Annotated in this window: 9 protein-coding genes; 3 read left to right on the plus strand and 6 right to left on the minus strand. The window is 62.4% G+C overall.

What is annotated here, in order from left to right; genetic code table 11:
* Window positions 1-37: 37 nt before the first annotated feature.
* On the plus strand, window positions 38-226 hold the full coding sequence (locus ACX3M4_RS19270) for a hypothetical protein (protein ID WP_459354605.1): 189 nt from the start codon (window positions 38-40) through the stop codon (window positions 224-226).
* A gap of 273 nt (window positions 227-499) precedes the next feature.
* Here ACX3M4_RS19270 and ACX3M4_RS19275 read toward each other — a convergent pair whose 3' ends face one another.
* On the minus strand, window positions 500-1030 hold the full coding sequence (locus ACX3M4_RS19275; protein ID WP_459354606.1) for an invasion associated locus B family protein: 531 nt from the start codon (window positions 1028-1030) through the stop codon (window positions 500-502).
* A gap of 118 nt (window positions 1031-1148) precedes the next feature.
* Window positions 1149-12284: an autotransporter-associated beta strand repeat-containing protein gene (locus ACX3M4_RS19280; protein ID WP_459354607.1), complete on the minus strand. Its 11136-nt coding sequence runs from the start codon at window positions 12282-12284 to the stop codon at window positions 1149-1151.
* Window positions 12285-12548: 264 nt separating this feature from the next.
* Here ACX3M4_RS19280 and ACX3M4_RS19285 point away from each other — a divergent pair, with 264 nt between their 5' ends.
* Window positions 12549-14264, plus strand: coding sequence for a tetratricopeptide repeat protein (locus ACX3M4_RS19285; protein ID WP_459354608.1), 1716 nt, complete (start codon window positions 12549-12551; stop codon window positions 14262-14264).
* Between the two features lie 159 nt (window positions 14265-14423).
* On the opposite strand, the gene ACX3M4_RS19290 is transcribed toward ACX3M4_RS19285, so the two are convergent.
* Window positions 14424-14645, minus strand: a complete 222-nt coding sequence (locus ACX3M4_RS19290) for a dodecin (protein ID WP_459354609.1) — start codon at window positions 14643-14645, stop codon at window positions 14424-14426.
* Window positions 14646-15005: 360 nt separating this feature from the next.
* Between ACX3M4_RS19290 and ACX3M4_RS19295 the strand changes: the two genes are divergently transcribed.
* Window positions 15006-15848 carry an alpha/beta fold hydrolase gene (locus ACX3M4_RS19295; protein ID WP_459359465.1) on the plus strand — a complete coding sequence of 281 codons (843 nt, stop codon included), beginning with the start codon at window positions 15006-15008 and terminating at the stop codon, window positions 15846-15848.
* A 47-nt stretch (window positions 15849-15895) separates the two neighbouring features.
* Here the strand turns inward: ACX3M4_RS19295 and ACX3M4_RS19300 are convergent, their stop codons facing one another.
* From ACX3M4_RS19300 to ACX3M4_RS19310, 3 genes are read right to left on the minus strand one after another with little or no spacing between them, the layout of a single operon-like run.
* Window positions 15896-17992: a PAS domain S-box protein gene (locus ACX3M4_RS19300; RefSeq protein WP_459354610.1), complete on the minus strand. Its 2097-nt coding sequence runs from the start codon at window positions 17990-17992 to the stop codon at window positions 15896-15898.
* A gap of 13 nt (window positions 17993-18005) precedes the next feature.
* Window positions 18006-18356 carry a response regulator transcription factor gene (locus ACX3M4_RS19305; protein ID WP_459354611.1) on the minus strand — a complete coding sequence of 117 codons (351 nt, stop codon included), beginning with the start codon at window positions 18354-18356 and terminating at the stop codon, window positions 18006-18008.
* 10 nt (window positions 18357-18366) lie between these two features.
* Window positions 18367-19029, minus strand: coding sequence for a response regulator transcription factor (locus tag ACX3M4_RS19310; RefSeq protein WP_459354612.1), 663 nt, complete (start codon window positions 19027-19029; stop codon window positions 18367-18369).
* Window positions 19030-19143 lie beyond the last annotated feature (114 nt).

Genomic DNA, 19143 nt, shown 5'->3' on the forward strand with positions numbered 1-19143 from the left:
AGGTAAATGTTGGCGGCTGGTTCTTCGGAAAAGTTGCTTGACCTATCACAACAGCAGCCTGGTGGACGTTGCAGCCTTTGAACATTTGAACGTCAAAACCGGTTGTTTGTCTTATGCACCTTTCAATCTGGAGCGAATTGAAGGTCTGCTTCTGGAAAAAGGGTTTGCATGGCTGAACGTCCGAAACGAGGGTGCAATTCCGCCGGTTGGCGGCATTCATAAGTAAGCTCCGTTCACGGTGTGATCTTTGTTGGACTGGGTTGCAAATTCGAATGGGGTGCGCCCGTCAAACTCGTATGCGACCGGTTCAGATTGTAGTCCATCCTCCAGTTTTCGATGATGTCCCGGGTCTGGCGATTGCTTCGGAACAGGTACACTCCAAAACCCTTGGTCAAAGGCTCCGGCACAAGCGTCACCCAAGGCTCGGGCACGAGTTTGCGGGCTGGAAGAATGCCTAACACTGTCATTCATCCAACACTGAAGATGACAATCTGAGCTGCTAATTTACCAGCATTTGCATGCGGTCGAGGGCGAGAGAAAAGCCTTTGAGGGGGACCGTGAGGTTCACGGCCCTGGCATCGATTGACTGAGTCTTCAGGTGAAGGACAATGCCGTTGCGAAGAGCGGAGACCATCGCCGCGTCGAATTTCAGCGGCACGATGCAGCCGGCAAGCATGCAGGTCGAAAACTCCCAGGGTTCGCTTAGCGCTTCCTCGTCGATCTGCGACATGACGCCTGCGTTGAGCTTCAGACCGAAAGGCAACAGCAGCGTTCCCATAAGCGCATCGCTGCCGTCTCTTCTGATTTCTATCGCCATCAGACGCTGTCCGTTCTGCTGGTTTTGCACCTGTTCAACGGCACAGATGGTACTGGCGGCTTCACTGCGGCAATTCAGGCGCCAATCCTGATAAGTCTCCTGGAGCGAGGACGCACCGCCCGGTAACATTGAAACATTCTCCTGAGCAACCAGCGAGCCGGCTGCAACAAGCGAAAGCGTCGCAACAAGCATCATGGTGGGGATGTATTTCATGAAATTCTCCTGTTACGCGATGAATCTGGCGAACCCGGCGGCTCATCGCATTGCACTAAACAATCGAGCCGCCGCGGCCCACTCATCGCGTTGCTGCGCAGACTGCCGCCACGCCGGGTCACCAGTTGAAACCGACCCTTGCATTTCCCGACAGGCTCTGCAGATTTCCGGATAGTTCGCTGTGAATGACGGCCGTGGCAAAGAAACCCGTAGGCGCCCGGTATTCGAGACCTGCGTTGAGCAGTGCGGAGAAACGGTCCGGTTCGGCCCCCAAGATCGTGAAACTGCTTCCCGGCAGGGTCTGAAACGCGGCGTTGAATCGTGGCGCGCCGCCGCCATTGATCGCCAGCTCCGCACCGCCCCGCACGGCCAAGACAGAACCGTCGGCAAGGTGAGCGATGCGTTCCAGCCTGGCCCCCAGAGAGGTCTGCAGGGCGGTCGTGGTGCCGTCCTCATAACTGAGCGCGAAGGAGCCGCTACCGGTTTCGTCGTAAGACGGCAGACGATAGCCGGTCGCCTGGAAGGACGCGAAGGGCGTGACCGTGGCGAGGGACGTGGCAATGCGATATCCCGCCTCGATACGGCCGGCGATCGAGTGTCCGTCGAAGTCGGCCGACAGGGAGTTCCCGAAAACGTCACGGCCGGTTTTCACGGCATGGTAGCCGTAGGCGGCGGCCCCCAGCAGATAGGCATCGCCAATGTCCTGGTGCGCGAACGCACCGGCGTTGAGCGTATCGGCGCTGCCGCTGCCAAGGCCATTTGAGAGCGAGAAATTGGATGAGCCTATCCCGAGGGCCATGCCGAGGGCGGTTCCGTCCCACCGCCGGCCGATGCCGCCAACGGTGCCGAATATGTCGGCGCTGACGTCATGCGATCCGGTATCCGCGTCGCCTTCGATGTCGGCCAGACGCCCATAGGCGGAACCCCAGAGCTGCCAGCGAGCCTCTATCACGCGGTCGACATCGCCCTGCCCAAACGCTGTTTCCCCATTGCTGGATCCGGAAAGCGCCTGATCTGAAACCACTTCCAGGAACTGATCCGTGCTTTCGATCCCCGCCCTGATGGCGCCGGCCGCGATTTCACCGGAAACTGCAGTCAACCCATTTGCATCAAGAGCGGCAAACTCCGCCGGAAGTCCGCCATTGGTGTCGAAATAAGTAACGATGGCATCAGCGACGCTTTGCTGATTACGATTGAGATTGCTGAAGGAAGGTCCGCGCAGCTCAAGATCCAGTACGAGGGAAACCTCTCCGGAATTATAGTCGAGGCTTTGGGTGAAGCCCGTTGGAACCGTACCGGTCAGGCCGGCAAACGTCGTGCCGCCAAGTCCGCCGTCCGCGCTGACGATCGTGTAGCTGCGCTCGATATAGCTGCCGGCTTCATAGCTCAAGGCCACAGTGGCACCTGTCAGATCCGCAACACCGGTAACATTGGTGCGATCGGCTCCGCTGGAAGAAACTTCCACCAAATAGGTCGAGCCTGCTCCAAAGGTGAGATTGCCCGAGACGGTGACCGTACCGATGGAATTGCCCGGAGCAAGCGTTCCGCCATTGACAACGATTGATGGCAAAACCCCCGAACCGCCCAGAGTTCCGCCCGTCCTTACCGTCAACAGCGACGATGACGATAGATCTCCATTCACCGACAGCAGCCCGCCATCCACGAAGGTTTGACCAGTATAAGTGCTGGTTCCGGAGAGAATGAGCTGGCCGGATCCGGTCTTGGCCAGCGATCCGCCACCGGATATCACTCCCTGAAACGCCGTTGTAACGGTTTGATCCACCGTCAGCCCCGCCGAGCCCAAGGCGACCTCCCCCCCATTTCCCGAGAGCGAAGACATCGTCAGGTCGAAACCATTGAGATCGAGCGTGCCGCCGTTCACCACATAACCGGTGTTGTCGACGAAGGCACCATCTGCTCCTGCCCGTAGCGTACCGGCGGAGACCGTTGTACCACCGGAGTAGGAGTTGTTCCCGGAGAGAACGAGTGTTCCGTCCCGGAATTTCGCCAGTCCGCCTGTTCCGGAGATGCCCCCGGCATAGGTGGTGTCGACTTTCTGTATGAGCGTCAGTAGCGCGTCACCGAGAACAACTTCGCCTCCCGCGCCTGACAGCGAAGCCATCGCCACATCGAAACCGCCAAGATCCAGCGTGCCGCCGTTCACCGTGAAGGCACTGTTCGAGGAGAACGCGCCCTCCGCCCCGGCCTTCAACACACCGGCTGCGACCGTCGTACCACCAGACATGTTGAGCAAACCGGTAATCGTAAGCTGGCCGCTACCTGTTTTGACGAGACCGCCAAACCCGCCGACATCGCCCGCGAAACTTGTGTGCGTGTCCTGATCCACGGTGAGGGTCGCGGTGCCGAGCGACACAACGCCGCCACTTCCGGATAGGCTTGACATGGTCAGGTCGAAACCATTGAGATCGAGCGCGCCGCCGTTTACCGAATAGGCGGTGTCGGCGACCAAGGCACCGTTCCCCCCTGCCCGGAGCGCACCGGCCGTGACCGTGGTGCCGCCGGTATAGCTGTTGGAACCGGAGAGCGTAAGGACGCCTGTTCCTGTAACGTTGAGCGATCCGGCGCCGGTGATTGCACCGGCGAAGCTCGTTACGTCGCTCTGGCTGACCGTGAGGGCGGCAGATCCGAGCCTTATCTCTCCGCCGTTTCCTGAAAGCGAGGAGATTGTCAGGTCGAAGCTGTTGAGGTCGAGGATACCGCCCGCCACCGCATAGGTCGTGTTGGCAGCGAAGCCTCCTGAGGCACCGGCTTGCAGGGTACCGGCAGAGACTGTTGTACCGCCGGTATAGCTGTTGTTTCCCGAGAGGATCGTGGCCCCGGAACCAATCTGCTGCACAGAACCGGTTCCCGAAATGTTAGCCTTCAGCTGGAAATTGTTGGCCCGGTTGAACGCCAGGATGCCGTCGTTGACCACATCGCCCTGGATAGAGCCGGAGGAACCGCCGTCACCAAGTTGAAGCGTGCCACCGGAAATCGTCGTGGTGCCGTCGTAAATGTTGTTGCCGGTCAGCACCAGTGTCCCCGCGCCCAGTTTGTCGAGACCGATCCCTGATCCTGTAAGCACGGCTTCGATCGTCACTCCAGCATCCGCAGTGACAAAGCTTGCTGCGGTGTTGCCATAGGCGTCGCCGGTGAGCGTCAGCGCATCGCCGGTTACGACATACCCGTCCGTTGAAAATTGCAGCCCCTGAAATGCGATCGGGCCGCTGACCGTCACGGTCCCGGCGGTCCCGGCGAAAACGCCGACCTCGCCCTGCCAATCGCCATTGATCTCCGCCTGACCGGGGGCATCGGTCCAGTTGGTTGCTCCTGCGGTCCAAGTAGCGGTACCGCCGTCGACAGTACCGTTTCCGGCCGTATCGGTGCCGTCCCAGAATTGCAGCAGTTGGCCGTTGTTGCGGACGAGTAGATCGACCTGGCTGGCGACGCCTGTCAGCAAGGTCGCATCCGTCGGCATGGTGTCGAATGCGCCGCTTACCGAGCCGCCCACCGTGAACAGGCGGTAGTATCCGGACGTGGCGCCGGGCGTCTGCAATGTCCCACCCAGGGTGAGATCGCCGGTGACGTTGACCAGGTCGTTTGAGGCACCGCCAACCACACCCGGCCGGCCAAGCTCGAAAAGGCTGACGGACGTGGAACCGAGCGTCAGGTTGCCGTCGACCGTCAGTGTGCCGGGGCTGTTGCCCGCCGACAGGGTGCCGTTGACGATGGTTCTGGAGATCGTTCCTGTACCGCCGATCGTTGCTCCTGTGTCCACCGTGACGCCTGAAGACGAAGCGATCGAACCGTTGACCAGCAGTGTGCCTGCTTCAACGAGGGTCTCGCCCGTATAGGTGTTTGTGCCAGACAGGGTCAGAGTGCCGGTCCCGGTCTTGCGCAAGTCACCGGCATCGCCGCCGTCGGCGATATCACCGCTGATCGACATGGTATGGCCGTTGCTGTCGAACGTTCCGACAGTCGGGCCCACGCTGAAGTTGTTGCTGAAAATGAGTCCGTCGGTACCGGCCTGCAGGACACCACTTCCATTGAACGAAACCGTTCCCGTGCCCAGTGCGCTGCTGTTTCCCACGACCAAGGTCGCAGCGCCAGGCATCGAGAAGTTGCCGATGGTCGTGCCGCCGGTATAGGTGTTAGCGCCGCTCAGCGTCAGCGTACCGCTGTCAAGGGTCAGGCGGCCACCGGTTCCGCCCCCATAACAGGAATATCCGCCGCTGCCGCAGTCGCTGACCGTGCCCGAAAAGGAACCGCCGCCGGAAAGGCGCATCTCCCGGCCGCCCAGCCAGACCTCGCCGCTGCCGGTCAGCGTCTTGATCGATGCGCTGACCCCGCTGGTCAGCCCCGATATATCGAAGATACCATTGGTCGAGATGCCGCTTGAAGCCGCCAGACTGCCGGCGTCTGCCAGGATCAGTTCGCCCCCCGCGTTGATCGTCGTCGATCCCGTAAAACTGTTGTAACCGTGAAGCTGCTGCGACGCGCCGTTGGCGATCACCAGACTGCCCCCGGTACCCCCGCCGATGCCGCCATCCTGGATAGACCCGGCAAAATACGATCCGCTGGTGATCGTCAGCGTCTTGCTGCCGAGCGCGACGACAGCTGAGCCGAACGGCTCGTACAGGCCGCCGACGCTCGCGCCATCGGTTGTCTGGGAAATGTCCAGGGTGCCGTCCAAATAGAAGCCGACATAGCCCGAGTTCGCGATCGAGCCGCCGTCCTTCAGCGCGAGCGTCGCCCCGCTGTTGATCTGCGTGCCACCGGTATAGGTGTTGACGCCCGACAAGGTCTGCGTGCCGCCTGAGATTGTGAGGCCGCCCGATCCGCCGCCATCGACGATCGACCCGGCGAAGTCTGTGGATCCGGAGTCGATCTGCAGGAGGTAGGAGCCCAATCGGACCGTCCCGGAAGAATTCCCGGCCAGGGTCGCAAATTGCTGGTAACTCGTCGGTGACAGATCCAGCGTAGCGTCGTTTACGGTCACAGCGCCGGACAAGGACAATGAAGACCCGAGCGCCAGTGTCCCGCCGGTGATCGTCGTTCCGCCGGAGTGGCTGGCGTAGCCATCCAGGGTGAACGTGCCGCTGCCGGACTTGACCAGGGCGCCATCGCCCCACATCCCGCCCGAGAGCGTCGTGTCTGTCGCCTGGTTGATGGTGAGGGTCCCGGTCCCGAGACTGACGTATCCGCTCGTTCCGGACAGTTCGGACACCGTCAGGTCGAAACCGTTGAGATCGAGCCTGCCACCCCCGTTGACCGAGTAAGCGGTATCGTCGACCAGCGCTCCGGCGCTTCCCGCCTGCAAGGTGCCCCAGGTGATGGTGGTGCCGCCGGTGTAACTGTTGTTCCCGGTCAGCGTCGTTGTCCCCGAACCAACCACCTGGAGGTTGCCGGTTCCGGAGATATCGCCGGAGAGGGTATTGTTATTGGAGCGGTTGAAGGTGAGCGTGCCGGTGTTGACGACATCGCCGGCGATCGAACCGGAATTTCCACCATTGCCGAGTTGCAGCGTCCCGCCGCCGATCGTCGTCACGCCGTCGTAGGTGTTGTTGCCCGTCAGCACCAGCGTGCCGGCGCCGATCTTGTCGAGGCCGATGCCCGAAGCGCCCGTAAGCACGGAGGAAATTTCAACACTCACGCCGTTATTGACGTTGACGAAACTCGCGGACGTATTCCCGGCGCTGTCGCCGCTCAAGTTCAGGCCGCCGCCGGAGATAACATAACCGTCGCTGGAGAATTGCAGGCCCTCGAAAGCCACCGGTCCGCTGACTGTCACCGTTCCGGCTGTCCCTGCGAAAACGCCGACTTCACCGAGCCATTGGTCGTTGATACCGGCAGCGCCGGGTGCTCCGGTCCAGTTCGTGGCGGACGCATCCCAAACGGCCGAGCCGCCGTCCACGGAACCATTGCCCGAAGTGTCTGCACCATCCCAGAACTGAATGGCCTGACCACCAGTTGAAACCAGCAGATTGACCTGGTTAGCCACGTTGGTCAGCACGGCCGTATCGGTGGGAATGATCGCGAAACTGCCCGAGGTCGTGCCGCCCACATTGAAGAGCCGGTAGTAGCCGGACACCGCATCCGTGACCTGCAGCTCTCCGCCGAGCGTCAGATTGCCGGTGACGTTGACAAGATCGTTCCCCGATCCGCCAGCCACCCCGGCGCTTGTCAGTTCGAAGAGGCTGATTGAACTCGCTCCGAGGGTCAGGTCTCCGTTGATCGTCAGCGTGCCCGGGCTGTTGCCGGCCGAAAGGGTGCCGTTGATGATCATGCCGGGCAGCGTTCCGGTCCCGCTGATCGTCGCGCCCGCCTCCACCGTCAGGAGCGACGGGGAGGCAATCGAGCCGTTGACCACCAGCATACCGCCGCTGACCGTCGTCGCGCCGGTATAGGTGTTGGTTCCCGACAGAGTGGTGGTACCGGACTGGAACTCGAGCGAGCCGGCGCCGGTGATGTTCGAGGCGAACTCATAGTCTGTTTCGGTGTGATTGAAGACGATCTTGCTTCCGCCGGCGACATTTACTGAAGACACATCGAGCGTGCCGGCGCCCGTCGCGGTTTCTCCCGCAGCCGCACCGATGTTGAGGGTGCCAATGCCATAGAAACCCACATTCACGGAGCCGGCGGCGACGGTCCCGCCATCGGCGATAGTGAGTGTCCCTCCTCCGGCATTGTATCCGATGTACAGGGCGCCGGTGTTCTGCCACTCTGACCCTGTGCCGGTGACGACCGCCGTCCCTGATCCGGTATTGGTGCTCAGGAAAGCAATGGTGCTGTTGACAGTCCCGCCGTCTTCGACGCGCAGGCTGCCTGCGCCATCGGTGCCGATCGTGAGTTCGCCGATGCCTGTCCAGGCCGACCCCGCTCCCGAAACGGTCGCAGTCCCATTCCAGGACGTTCCGATACTGCCCAATTGAGCATCCTGTCCGGAATTGTCGGCGGTTCCTCCGCTCTCGACCGTTAACGCACCATCACCGAACAAGCCGATATAGAAATCCTGGCTGGTACTGAAGCGTGCCCCTTCCTTGACGATCATGACGCCACTGTTGATGGCGCCGCCGCCGCTGACGAGCTCACCGTGATCGGCGATGGTGAGCGTGCCCGTGCCGCCAGAGTAATTGCCGACGTGAAAATACGTTGTATTGACCCAGCGCGACCCTTCGCCGGTCAGAAGCATTTCGCCCGAGCTTCCGGAATTCCCTCCGGCATTAAAAGAATCGGTGTGGACAGCGGCGCCGTTCTCGACCGTCAGACGACCGGCTCCGATATATCCGACATAGAGTCCGTTCCGTGCCGTCCAGGCCGCATCCGGGCCGCTGACGGTCACCTCGGCGCCGTTGTCCACCTCCGCACCGCCACCGATGACACCGGTGAGGGCAATGCTTCCGCCCCGCGCGAAGAAATAGCCATCGAAGGAGCTGCTGTCGCCGTCGATCGTCAGAGTGCCAGCACCCGTTTTTGTCAAGAGACTCGAACCGGAAATGCCCTGCGAAAGAGTGGTTGAAAATCCGTTCGTGTCGAGTGTGCTATTCTGTTCGATCCTGACTGCCCGCTCCGCCATGTCGAACGACGCACCGAGGCGCAGCGTGCCGCCATTGAACGCCAGTCCGCCGGAAGCGGCGCCGAGACTGGCGTCGCTCGACACCTCCAGCGTGCCGCCAGAAACCGTCGTACCGCCGGAATAGATGTTGGTGCCGGTGAGCGTCAGCGTGCCGTCGCCGGTCTTGGTCAGACCGCCGCTGCCCGAAACGGCCTGCGCCAGAGTGGTATCGAAGCCATTGGTGTCGATGGTGCCGGCGGACGCCAGCGTGACCGCACGTGTTGCCGAGAGATCGAACGACGCGCCGAAGCGGAGCGTGCCGTCATCGAGGGTGAGGCTGCCTGAGGTATCGCCCAGGTTGGCATCGCTCGCTACGGCCAGCGCACCGCCGGAAATCGTCGTGCCGCCGGAATAGATGTTGCTTCCTGCGAGCGTCAGCGTGCCGCCGCCGGATTTGGTCAGACCGCCGCTGCCCGAAACGACCTGCGCCAGTGTCGTATCGAAGCCGTTGATGTCAATGGTGCCGCCGGAGGCCAGCGTGACCGCACGTGTTGCCGAGAGATCGAACGACGCGCCGAAGCGGAGCGTGCCGTCATCGAGGGTGAGGCTGCCTGAGGTATCGCCCAGGTTGGCGTCGCTCGAAGTGGCCAGCACGCCGCCGGAAATCGTTGTGCCGCCGGAATAGGTGTTGCTTCCTGTGAGCGTCAGCGTGCCGCCGCCGGTCTTGGTCAGCCCGCCGCTGCCCGAAACGACCTGCGCCAGTGTCGTATCGAAACCGTTGGTGTCGATGCTGCCATCGGATGCCAGGGTGAACGCGCGCGTCTCTGCGAGGTCGAACGCGGCGCCGAACTGGAGCGTGCCGCCATCGAGGGTCAGGCCACCAGAGGCGTCACCAAGACTGGCATCGCTCGAGGCGGCCAGCACGCCGCCGGAAATCGTCGTGCCCCCGGAATAGGTGTTGCTTCCGGTCAGCGTCAACACGCCCTCGCCGATCTTGGATAGACCGCCACTGCCCACAATCGCCGAAGCAAGTGTCGTATCGAAGCCGTTGGTGTCGATGATGCCACCGGACGCCAGCGTCACCACGCGCGTCGCGGCGAGATCGAATGCGGCGCCGAACCGGAGCGTGCCGCCATCGAGGGTGAGGCCGCCAGAGGCATCGCCGAGATTGGCGTCGCTCGAGGCGGCCAGCACGCCGCTGGAGACCCTCGTCCCGCCGCTGTAGGTATTCGTCCCGGACAGCGTCAGCGTGCCGGCGCCGACCTGTGAGACTGCGCCGCTGCCGGAGATCACGCTGCCGAAGGTGACGTCGTCCGAACTGCCGAAGGCGAGCGTTCCGGCCGAAATAGACGTGCCACCGGTAAAGGTGTTGCTTCCAGAGAGGGTCAGCGTGCCGAGGCCCGTCTTGACCAGTCCACCCGTACCGCCAATGGCGCCGGAGAAGGTCGAGGTGGCATCGCCGTTACCGGCGGTCAGCGTGCCGCTGCCGAGCGTCACGATACCCGCTCCCGAAAGCGCGCCGACGGTTTGGTCGTTGCCGTTGAGGTCGAAGGTCCCGCTTGAACCAATCGTCACGTCGCCGCTGGCGTCGAGACTTCCTCCACCGCCGAGCCGCAACGTGCCGGCGCTGATTGTCGTGCCGCCGCTATAGGTATTCGCGCCGGTGAGCGTTGTCGTGCCGGCGCCGAGATGGCTCACGGCACCGCTCCCCGAGATGATCCCGCCGAACGTCACATCGTCGGACCGGTTGAAAGCGAGCGTGCCGCTGTTGTCGACGTCACCGGCGATGGAACCACTTGTTCCGCCCGCGCCGATCTCAAGAGTTCCGGCGGAGATCACGGTGCCGCCGGAATAGGTATTCTCGCCGCTGAGCGTCAGCGTGCCGGAACCGAGCTGCCTGAGCGATCCTGATCCGGAAGTACTTCCACTGAAGGTGCTGTCGTCCGAACGGTTGAAGGCGAGGATGCCGTCGTTCGTCACAACGCCGAGCATGACGCCGCGGGTTCCGCCGTCGCCGATCTGCAACGTACCGGCCGAGATGGTCGTGCCGCCAGAAAAAGTGTTTTCGCCGGTCAGCACCAATGCATCGCTACCGGTCTTGGTCAGCGCGCCCGTTCCGACCAGCGTCAGACCGATCGTGCCGGACGACAGGTTGAACGCCGCCGAGGCGTCGATCGCGCCCTCGCCGGTCAAGGTACCTCCGGTCACGGTCAACGTGTCGACACCGAGCGTATAGCCTGAAGAAATACTGATCGATGCGTTGTTCTGGTTGAGCAGCGTGCCGATTCCGGACATGTTGCCGCCAGACAGCAACAGCGTACTGTCGTAGCGGTTGGTCACGTTTCCGGAGACGGCGACGTCGCCGGCCAGGACGTTCATTTGGCCGTCATTGTAGATATTTCCGCTTCCCGAACTGAGCGTCGCGGTACCGTCCGGACCGATGAAATTGAAGGTGGCGCCGATAATGTTTTCGATGTCGCCAGCGCTCTGCAGCGTCGCGCCGCCACCAAAGTCGATCGTTCCGGCATTGTAGACAGAGTCCACGGAAAGGATCCGGTCCGTACCGATCGAAACCGTGCCGCTGTTCGTCAACGCGGTGATACCTGTGACATCCTCGTCGGAAGTGGCGCCGCTAATGGTAGCAGTGGCGCCGGCATAGACAGTCAGCGCGCCGGTAATTGCCCCCGCGAGCGCTGTGACGCCGCCGCCGAGCACGATCGAGCCGGTCGTGCCGCCGGCAAGCGTGGTGATGCTGTTGGTGCCACCGTCGATCAGGATCGCGGCGTTCGTCCCGCCCGAGGGCGTCAAGCCTCCGGCGATGATGCCGCTGTTGACAATGGTGAGGTTCCCCCCGGCCACGCCGTAACCGCCGCTGCCTTCAGTGCCCACTATCGTGTAGATGGCGCCATTCATCACCCCACCAAGGCCACCATCTCCGCCGCGGATCGTGCCCTGGTTCAGGATTGTCGTGCCCGTGGAGCTGAAAGCGGAAATGCCAGAACCGCCCTGGCCACCATAACCGTTGGCTGTGTTCGACAAGCTGGATTCAAAGAATAATTGTGTATCCGCCGCGCCGCCTTGCCCGCCCTGTCCGCCGGTGACAGTAACGCCCGCCTCTATGGTGACCACCTGATCCGGCTGAGATCCGAGCACGATACCGCTGCCCCCGCCGCCGCCGCCGCCGCCGCCTCCAATGAAGGGGCCGAAGGTGTCTTTTTTCGCCAGCCCGTCTCCACCGTAGCCGCCAGCACCGCCGGTGATATCGGACGTGACCGATTGGGTGGCATTGATCACCGTGCCCGCACCACCCGCACCGCCGCCGCCGCCGCCCTCTCCCGAAAAGGGCTCGAGGTTAAGGTAAAAGGTGGAGGAGCCCCCCTGTCCGCCGGAATCGGCCTCGCCACCCACGCCGCCGATGCTGCCAAAACGGTCTCCCCCGTCCTGGCCATATGTGCCGGTCGTCGACCCATCGCCCGCAAGACCTGGTGCTCCGCCCAGGCCGGGTGCAAGCACAGCACCTGAAAAGACGTAGGCATCGCCGCCATTGCCGCCTGCGCCGCCGACGGTCTGGGCGAGTGCCGGGACAGGGGCGAGCGGCAGCGCGACCGGTGCCACCAACGCCGTACAGGCCAGCAAGGCGATCCGCAGCCGCCGATGCGAGATCGACGTCTTCCGCGAACGGTCTAAAACCGAACCCACTCCGGCACCCGTTACTGCCAATTGGCCGTTGCCGCAAAAAAGCACCCAACACCCCGCCACGAATCTGCAGGCCCGCTCAGCTTTCCCGTGCGGTCCTGAATCCCCTCAACTGCACTAATCCTTGTCAGTTCCTGCAGTCGAAGTCCTGACGGGGGGATGATGACTTTCTGAAAGTTTTCTGATATCCGCGTGGTTTGAAGGGGCTACGGGGATTTTCGACGCCAATGCGGGAAGGCGGCGGACCGGGCCGGGGATGGTGGTGTGATGCTGCGGTTCGCGGGTTTCGAGCTCGACGAGGATCGTGCCGAGTTGCGCAGCCCGGAGGGGCATTCGCTGCGCTTACGGCCGAAAACCTTCGAACTTCTCCGCGTGTTTGCGGCAACGCCCGGGAAAGTTCTCTCAAAACACGAGTTGATGACGGCGGTCTGGCCCAACGTTCATGTCGGCGATGACAGTCTGTTTCAATGCGTGAAGGAACTGCGGTCCGCGCTCGGCGACGAGACCCGCCAGCTGATCAAGGTCGTCTCCGGCCGGGGCTACATGTTCGACGCGGACGTTTCGGAGGCGGAACCGGTAAAGGACGAGACGGCGTCTCCTCAATCGACTTCATCCGTTTCGCCGGCGGCCCCCTCAGACACCGCATCGGCCCAGTCCGCGCAGGTACAGTCCGCGCAGGTACAGTCCGCGATAGATAGAAATCGGTCGTGGTCCGCGGGCTGGCCTGTCGCTACGATCGCATTGTTTCTGATTGCAATTGTCGTCGCAGCCGGCGTTTTCGATCTTTTGCCAAGGCGCCTGTTCGAACGGCCCCTACCGTCGGTAACCCTCCAAGTCGCCGCCAATGACAGCGACGATCCGCAAGCCAAACGGATGGCCGAACGCGTCGCAGAAGTCTTGACCGATGGGCTGGCGTCGATCGGCACGATCCGGGTGGTCGCGCCGTCTGTCTCCAATCGGCCGGCCGACTATGTCGTCAAAGCCGATCTTGCCGGAGACGACCGGGCCTGGACGCTGAGAGCGCGCCTGACCGATACAATTGCCGGAGAAATCAAATGGACGACATCGCTGACGATCGACCGCGGCGGCAGCGACGCTGAACGGCAACCTTTTCGCCTCGCCGCCGGGTTGGGACATGATCTGGCGCTGACGCTCAACGCCCTTCTGAACGGGCCATCCCGCAGCCCTGACGACCTGCCGACTGGAAGCGCACGTGTCGCGATCGAACAAGCGACCGCCGCCATCAACCAGACCTCCAAGGAACGTTTTCGAGATGCGCAACGCATGCTCGAACGCGCGCTCGCCGAGGATAGCGACAGTGTCGAAATTCAAGTTGCCCTCGCCGCGCTGAAACTCCGGGGCGTTCAGATGGTCTGGTACGACCCCGGTGAACTGGCTGCCGCGCAGGCGAGCGCCCGGGCAGTGCTGGACAGCGCCCTCAAGTCCCGGCCGGACTATATTCCGACGCACGAGGCCTATTGCCGGCTGTTGAACGCCATGAACGAGTTCAATGAAAGCCTGGTCACCTGCGCCAGAACGCTGACCTTCGACCCCTGGAACGGTATCGCCCGCTATCACATCGGCCTTGCCCAGCTCCAGCTCGGACGTTTTGAGGACGCGCTCGGCTCTTTCGAAAAGGCAGAACTCTTTGACACGCCGCAAGTCTCGCGGTGGACCTGGCGCATCGGTGCCGGATGGGCTCTTCTGCTGCTGGACCGGCCGCAAGAGGCAATACCCTGGCTGGAATCCTCGATCGCAATCACTCCAGGCAGCGGGCGCACGCACATGCTGCTTGCCGCTGCCCTTCAACAGCTAGGCCATACGGACGATGCACGCACCGCCATGGCAAAAGGCCTTGAGCTCCGGCCGGGATCGACAGTTCAGAACGTGCCGCCGCCAATGAAGAATTCCAGCCCCCTTATGCTGGAGGCCACCATGCGCATCATGCAACTCATGGCCGATGCCGGTCTGCCCGAGACCTGACCTGCAACGCCAAACCGCGAGTCTTCCGGATGAGCCTGCAATCGCTCAACATCCGAAATGGGGAACCGCAAAGCTGTCACGTCGGCACAACCTGTCTGGTGGCCGGCAAGAGCTGCATTCCTGCATGTGTCAATCAGAGTTTCCCGCTTCTTGCCAGTGTCACTCCGATCCACCCCGCTCCAGCCGGAACCCAAGCTTCACCCCGACCTGGAAATGCCCGACTTCGCCGTCGGAGTTCACATGGCCGCGGATTTCGGTCACCTCGAACCATTCCAGATTGCGGATACTCTTGCCAGCGGCGCTGATGGCGTTGCGGACGGCCTGGTCGATGGAGTCCGGCGAGGAGCCGTAGACTTCGGTGACGGGATAAACGTGATCCATGGTTACCTCCCTTGGCTTTTACAGGCTTCAGCTTAAGCCGGATTCCGGAGGGATGCACCGGTTCGAGCCCAAAAAGGGTCAAATCCGTCCGCTCCCACACGCAAGTCTGAAACGGCCCATACCGAGGTATGAACTGCCGGACCGGACGTACAATGGTTCCCCGTTCCCCTTTCCCGCAGGCTGAAACCGTCACCGCAGGCACCGCCTGCATCAGCAACGGGGAACATCATGTCCATGAAATCAGTCACGCGACGCTTTGTCCTTGAAGGGCTGGCATCGGCCCCCGCGATCGGCGGGGCCGTATCCATCGCAATGCAACCGACACCCGCCGTGGCGGAAGACACCAGGGAAACCATCCAGATGACCGAGCAATTCGTTACCACTGCAGACGGCACCGAGATCTTCTACAAGGACTGGGGCCCGAAAACCGCGCAGCCGATCCTGTTCCACCACGGCTGGCCCCTTTCCGCCGACGACTGGGACGCCCAGATGATGTACTTCCTGGCGAAGGGCTACCGGGTGCTGGCTCATGACCGGCGTGGCCATGGCCGCTCCACCCAGACCTGGCACGGCAACGAGATGGACACCTATGCCGACGACGTGAAGGCTCTCGTCGAGGCACTGGACCTGCAGAACGTCATCCATGTCGGCCACAGCACCGGTGGCGGCGAGGTTGCCCGCTATCTTGGCCGTCACGGCACGGCCCGCGCGTTCAAGGCCGTGCTGCTCGGCGCCGTGCCGCCGCTGATGGTGAAGACCGGCGCCAATCCGGGTGGGCTGCCGATCGAGGTCTTCGACGGCTTCCGGGAGATTTTTCTCGCCAACCGCTCGCAGTTCTTCCACGACATTCCGGCAGGCCCCTTCTACGGCTTCAACCGGCCGGGCGCGTCCGTCAGTCAGGGTATCGTCGATAATTGGTGGCGCCAGGGCATGATGGGCGGTGCAAAAGCCCACTACGACTGCATCAAGGCCTTCTCGGAGACGGACTTTACCCAGGATCTGAAGGCAATCGATATCCCGGTTCTGGTGATGCATGGCGACGACGACCAGATCGTGCCGATCGGAGCGTCCGCGCTGGAAAGCATCAAATTGCTGCCGAACGGCACCCTGAAGGTTTATGAGGGCCTGCCGCACGGACTTGCAACGACCCATCCGGAGATCGTCAATCCGGATCTCCTGGCCTTCTTCACCAAGCCGGCCTGAGTATCAGGTTTCTGCCAATGACGGGGAGGGCGGAAGCGTCCTCCCGGTCAGGCCTGTGCTTCTCCGACGCCTGCCGGCAGCTCCACCTGGAACCGCGCCCCGCCGAGCGGGGAGCCATCGGCGAAGATCCTGCCCCCGTGGCCTTCGACAATGTTGCGGCAGATCGCGAGGCCGATGCCGAGACCGGTCTGCTTGGTGGTGTAGAAGCTTTCGAAAACCTGCTCCCGCATATCGGCAGGAATGCCCGGGCCGGTATCTTCCACCCTTATGACGACGCTGTCGCCCACATGGGAAGTCGTGACTTCGACCAGCGGGAAAGAGATGTTCTTGCGGGCGAGTTCCTGGGCGGCATTGAGTATGAGATTGACCAGCACCTGCTGGATTTGCACCCGGTCGACGACGACATCCGGCAGGCGCTCCTTGAGCGCGGTCCGGGTGTTCGTGCCATGTGCCTGCAGCTCGTGGGACAGGAAGCTCAGCGCCTCCTTGATGATCCGGTTGACGGATGCGCTTGCCTGACGGCTGTCGCGCTTGGCGGCCATGGACCGGATCCGGGCGACAATATCTGCTGCGCGCCGGGCATCGGCAACGATCGCCTCATTAATGGCCATGAGTTCGCCAAGATCCGGCTCGGGCCGCTTGAGCCAGCGGCCGGCAGCAGATCCGTTTGCACCGATGGCGGCCAGCGGCTGGTTGACTTCATGGGCAATGGAGGCGGCCAGTTCCCCAAGGACGGAAAGACGCGATGCATGGGCGTAGTCCGCCTGCAGCTTCTGCAGGGCGGTCCTGGCCTCGACTTCGTCGGAGATATCGACCAGGCCGACAAGTGTCATTTTCTTTTCCCGCAGGACCGGCGATGCGTTGACCATGAAAAGACTGTCGAATTCCGATCCGTCGAGGCGGCAGTTGCGGGCGCGGGTCTCATAGGCGCTGGCCGACAGGTAGCTGTGCTGCAACACGGCGCGGAAGGCCTCTTCTCCGGCGGGCGGCCAGAAGCGGGAGACCGTCTGGCCGATCAGATCCTCCGGCGTTTCCGCCCCGAAAACCTTCAAGGCAGCGGCATTGACCTCGACGATGACGCAGCCTTCCATCGCCCGCCTCAGGTCTTGCGGATGGCCGTCGAGATAATCGCCCATGTCGGTGACGCCGTCGGCGTGCAGGCAATCGTAGAAGGCGAGCAAACCGGTTGTGTCGAGCTGGAAGAGGGCCGTCGACATGGCCTGGAACAGGTCGCGGAACCGCAGCTCCGACTGGCGCAGTTCTTCCTCCGCCCTCACCCGGTCGGTAAGGTCGATGACGCCGACCAGGACCGATCCTCTTCCATGGTGTCCTTCGGGCCAGCAGACGGTGAACAGCGCGTCGATCAGCTGTCCGTCAAGTGTCGACAGGCGGGTTTCTGTCTGAAGGTTCGGTTCGCGCCGCAGGGCGGCCAGCAGGGAACGGGCATAGATGTGACGGCTTTCGGGCGGCCAGAAAGGGGAAACATTCCGGCCGATCATCGCAGCCCGGTCCGTTCCACCGAATAGCCGTACGGTCGCGTCGTTGACGTCGAGGATGGTGGTGCGGGAGATCGCCTCGTCGATGAACTCCGGATGATCCCGGAAGTAGGTGGCAAAATCCGTGACGCCGGATTGCAGCAGTCCGCCGATCATCTGGCGCACAATCGTAAAATCCAGCTCCCAGAACGAGGCAGCCATGGCCTGGAAGACGTTGGTGTATTGATGGGTGAGTGCCCGGACGGAGATTTCGGCGTCGCTGAGGGCCGTGATGTCGCGGCCATATTCGACAATCCATTCCGGCAGGCCGCCGCCGGCAGGCGCCCGCGCCCAGCTGGTTTCGACGGTCAGGGTGCAGCCGGAAGCCGTGGTGCGTTCCAGATCGCCATCCCAGGTACGATGCTCGGCGAATGTCTTCTGCAGGGCCGGAACCGGCTGGGCATGCCGGCTTTGAAGCAGCGCGTTCAGATCCTGCCCAAGCGCCTGGGCGGCGGTCCAGCCGTAAAGCGCTTCGCTGGCCCGGTTCCAATAAACGATGCGCCAGGATCCATCACAGAGCACGACACTTTGCGGCGCATGGTCCAGAAGGGCCGTTGCCGCCAAGTCAGGGCGCGGCACATCTGACAGGGGAACCGTTCCTTCCAGCATGCGGCATCCCTCCTCAGCCGGCCAGCGCCTGCTCGATCGTGTTGAGTAAGTCCTCGGTATCAAAAGGTTTCCGGTAGACGGAGTAAGCTCCCGAGGCCTCGGCCCGGTCAAGCAGATTCTTCTCCGTTTTGGCGGTGATCATGATGACGGGCACCCGGCAATCCAGACTGTCGAGCCGGTCCTTCAGCTCGATGCCGGACATGCCGGGCATTTGGATGTCGGTGATGATCAGATCGGTTTCGCCAAGCACCGCACCGCTGAGAAACAGGTCGGCGGTGGCGAAGGTCGAAACACGTATCCCGGCTGAACGCAGCAGGGAGGATATGGCGTTGCGCAGGGATTCATCGTCGTCGATGACCGCCACGCATGCCGTCTCACAGGTCATGATGGTCGAGCCTCGCCAATCCGGAGGCATCCACGAATGGGTCCTTCAGACCGAGGATCTGGGCCATGCGCACAAGGTCGGCCAGGGTTCTGGCTCTCATTTTTTTCATCATGGTACCACGATGGATCTTCACGGTGATTTCGCTGAGGTCGAGATCCGCTGCGACCTGTTTGTTGAGGCGTCCGGCGCACACGCGCGTCATCACCTGACGTTCGCGCCGGGTCAGGCTCTCGAACAGAACCTGCAAATGGTCTTTCTCCCGATTGTCGGTCCGGTTGCGCCCGTCGCGTTCGATGGCAAGCGCCACCGCGTCCAGAAGGTCCTGGTCCCGGAAAGGCTTGGGCAGAAAGTCGACCGCTCCCGCCTTCATTGCACTGACGGACATCGGAATGTCCCCGTGGCCGGTCATCATCACCGCCGGCATCCTGATGCCGAGGTCTTCCAGCTGGCGCTGGAAGTCGAGGCCGCTCATGCCGGGCAGACGCACATCGAGCAGCAGACATCCCGGCGCGTCGGCAATGCCGGCCTCCAGGAAAGCTGCAACGGACGCATAGGGTCTTGCCTCAAGGCCGACGGACCGGAACAGCCGGACCAGGGCCTCGCGAAGGGAAGCGTCGTCGTCGATGATGTGAACGATCGGGTCTTCGGTCATGATCCTGTCCTCGCACGCTGGCGCTTCCCCTACAATCATACGCCAGTATGAGCGCCGCACACCGGCGGATAATGGTTCTGCGCTTCGTTTCACCTCATCTTTCGGTCATCGGCC

This window comes from Roseibium sp. M-1 (genome assembly GCF_054515675.1).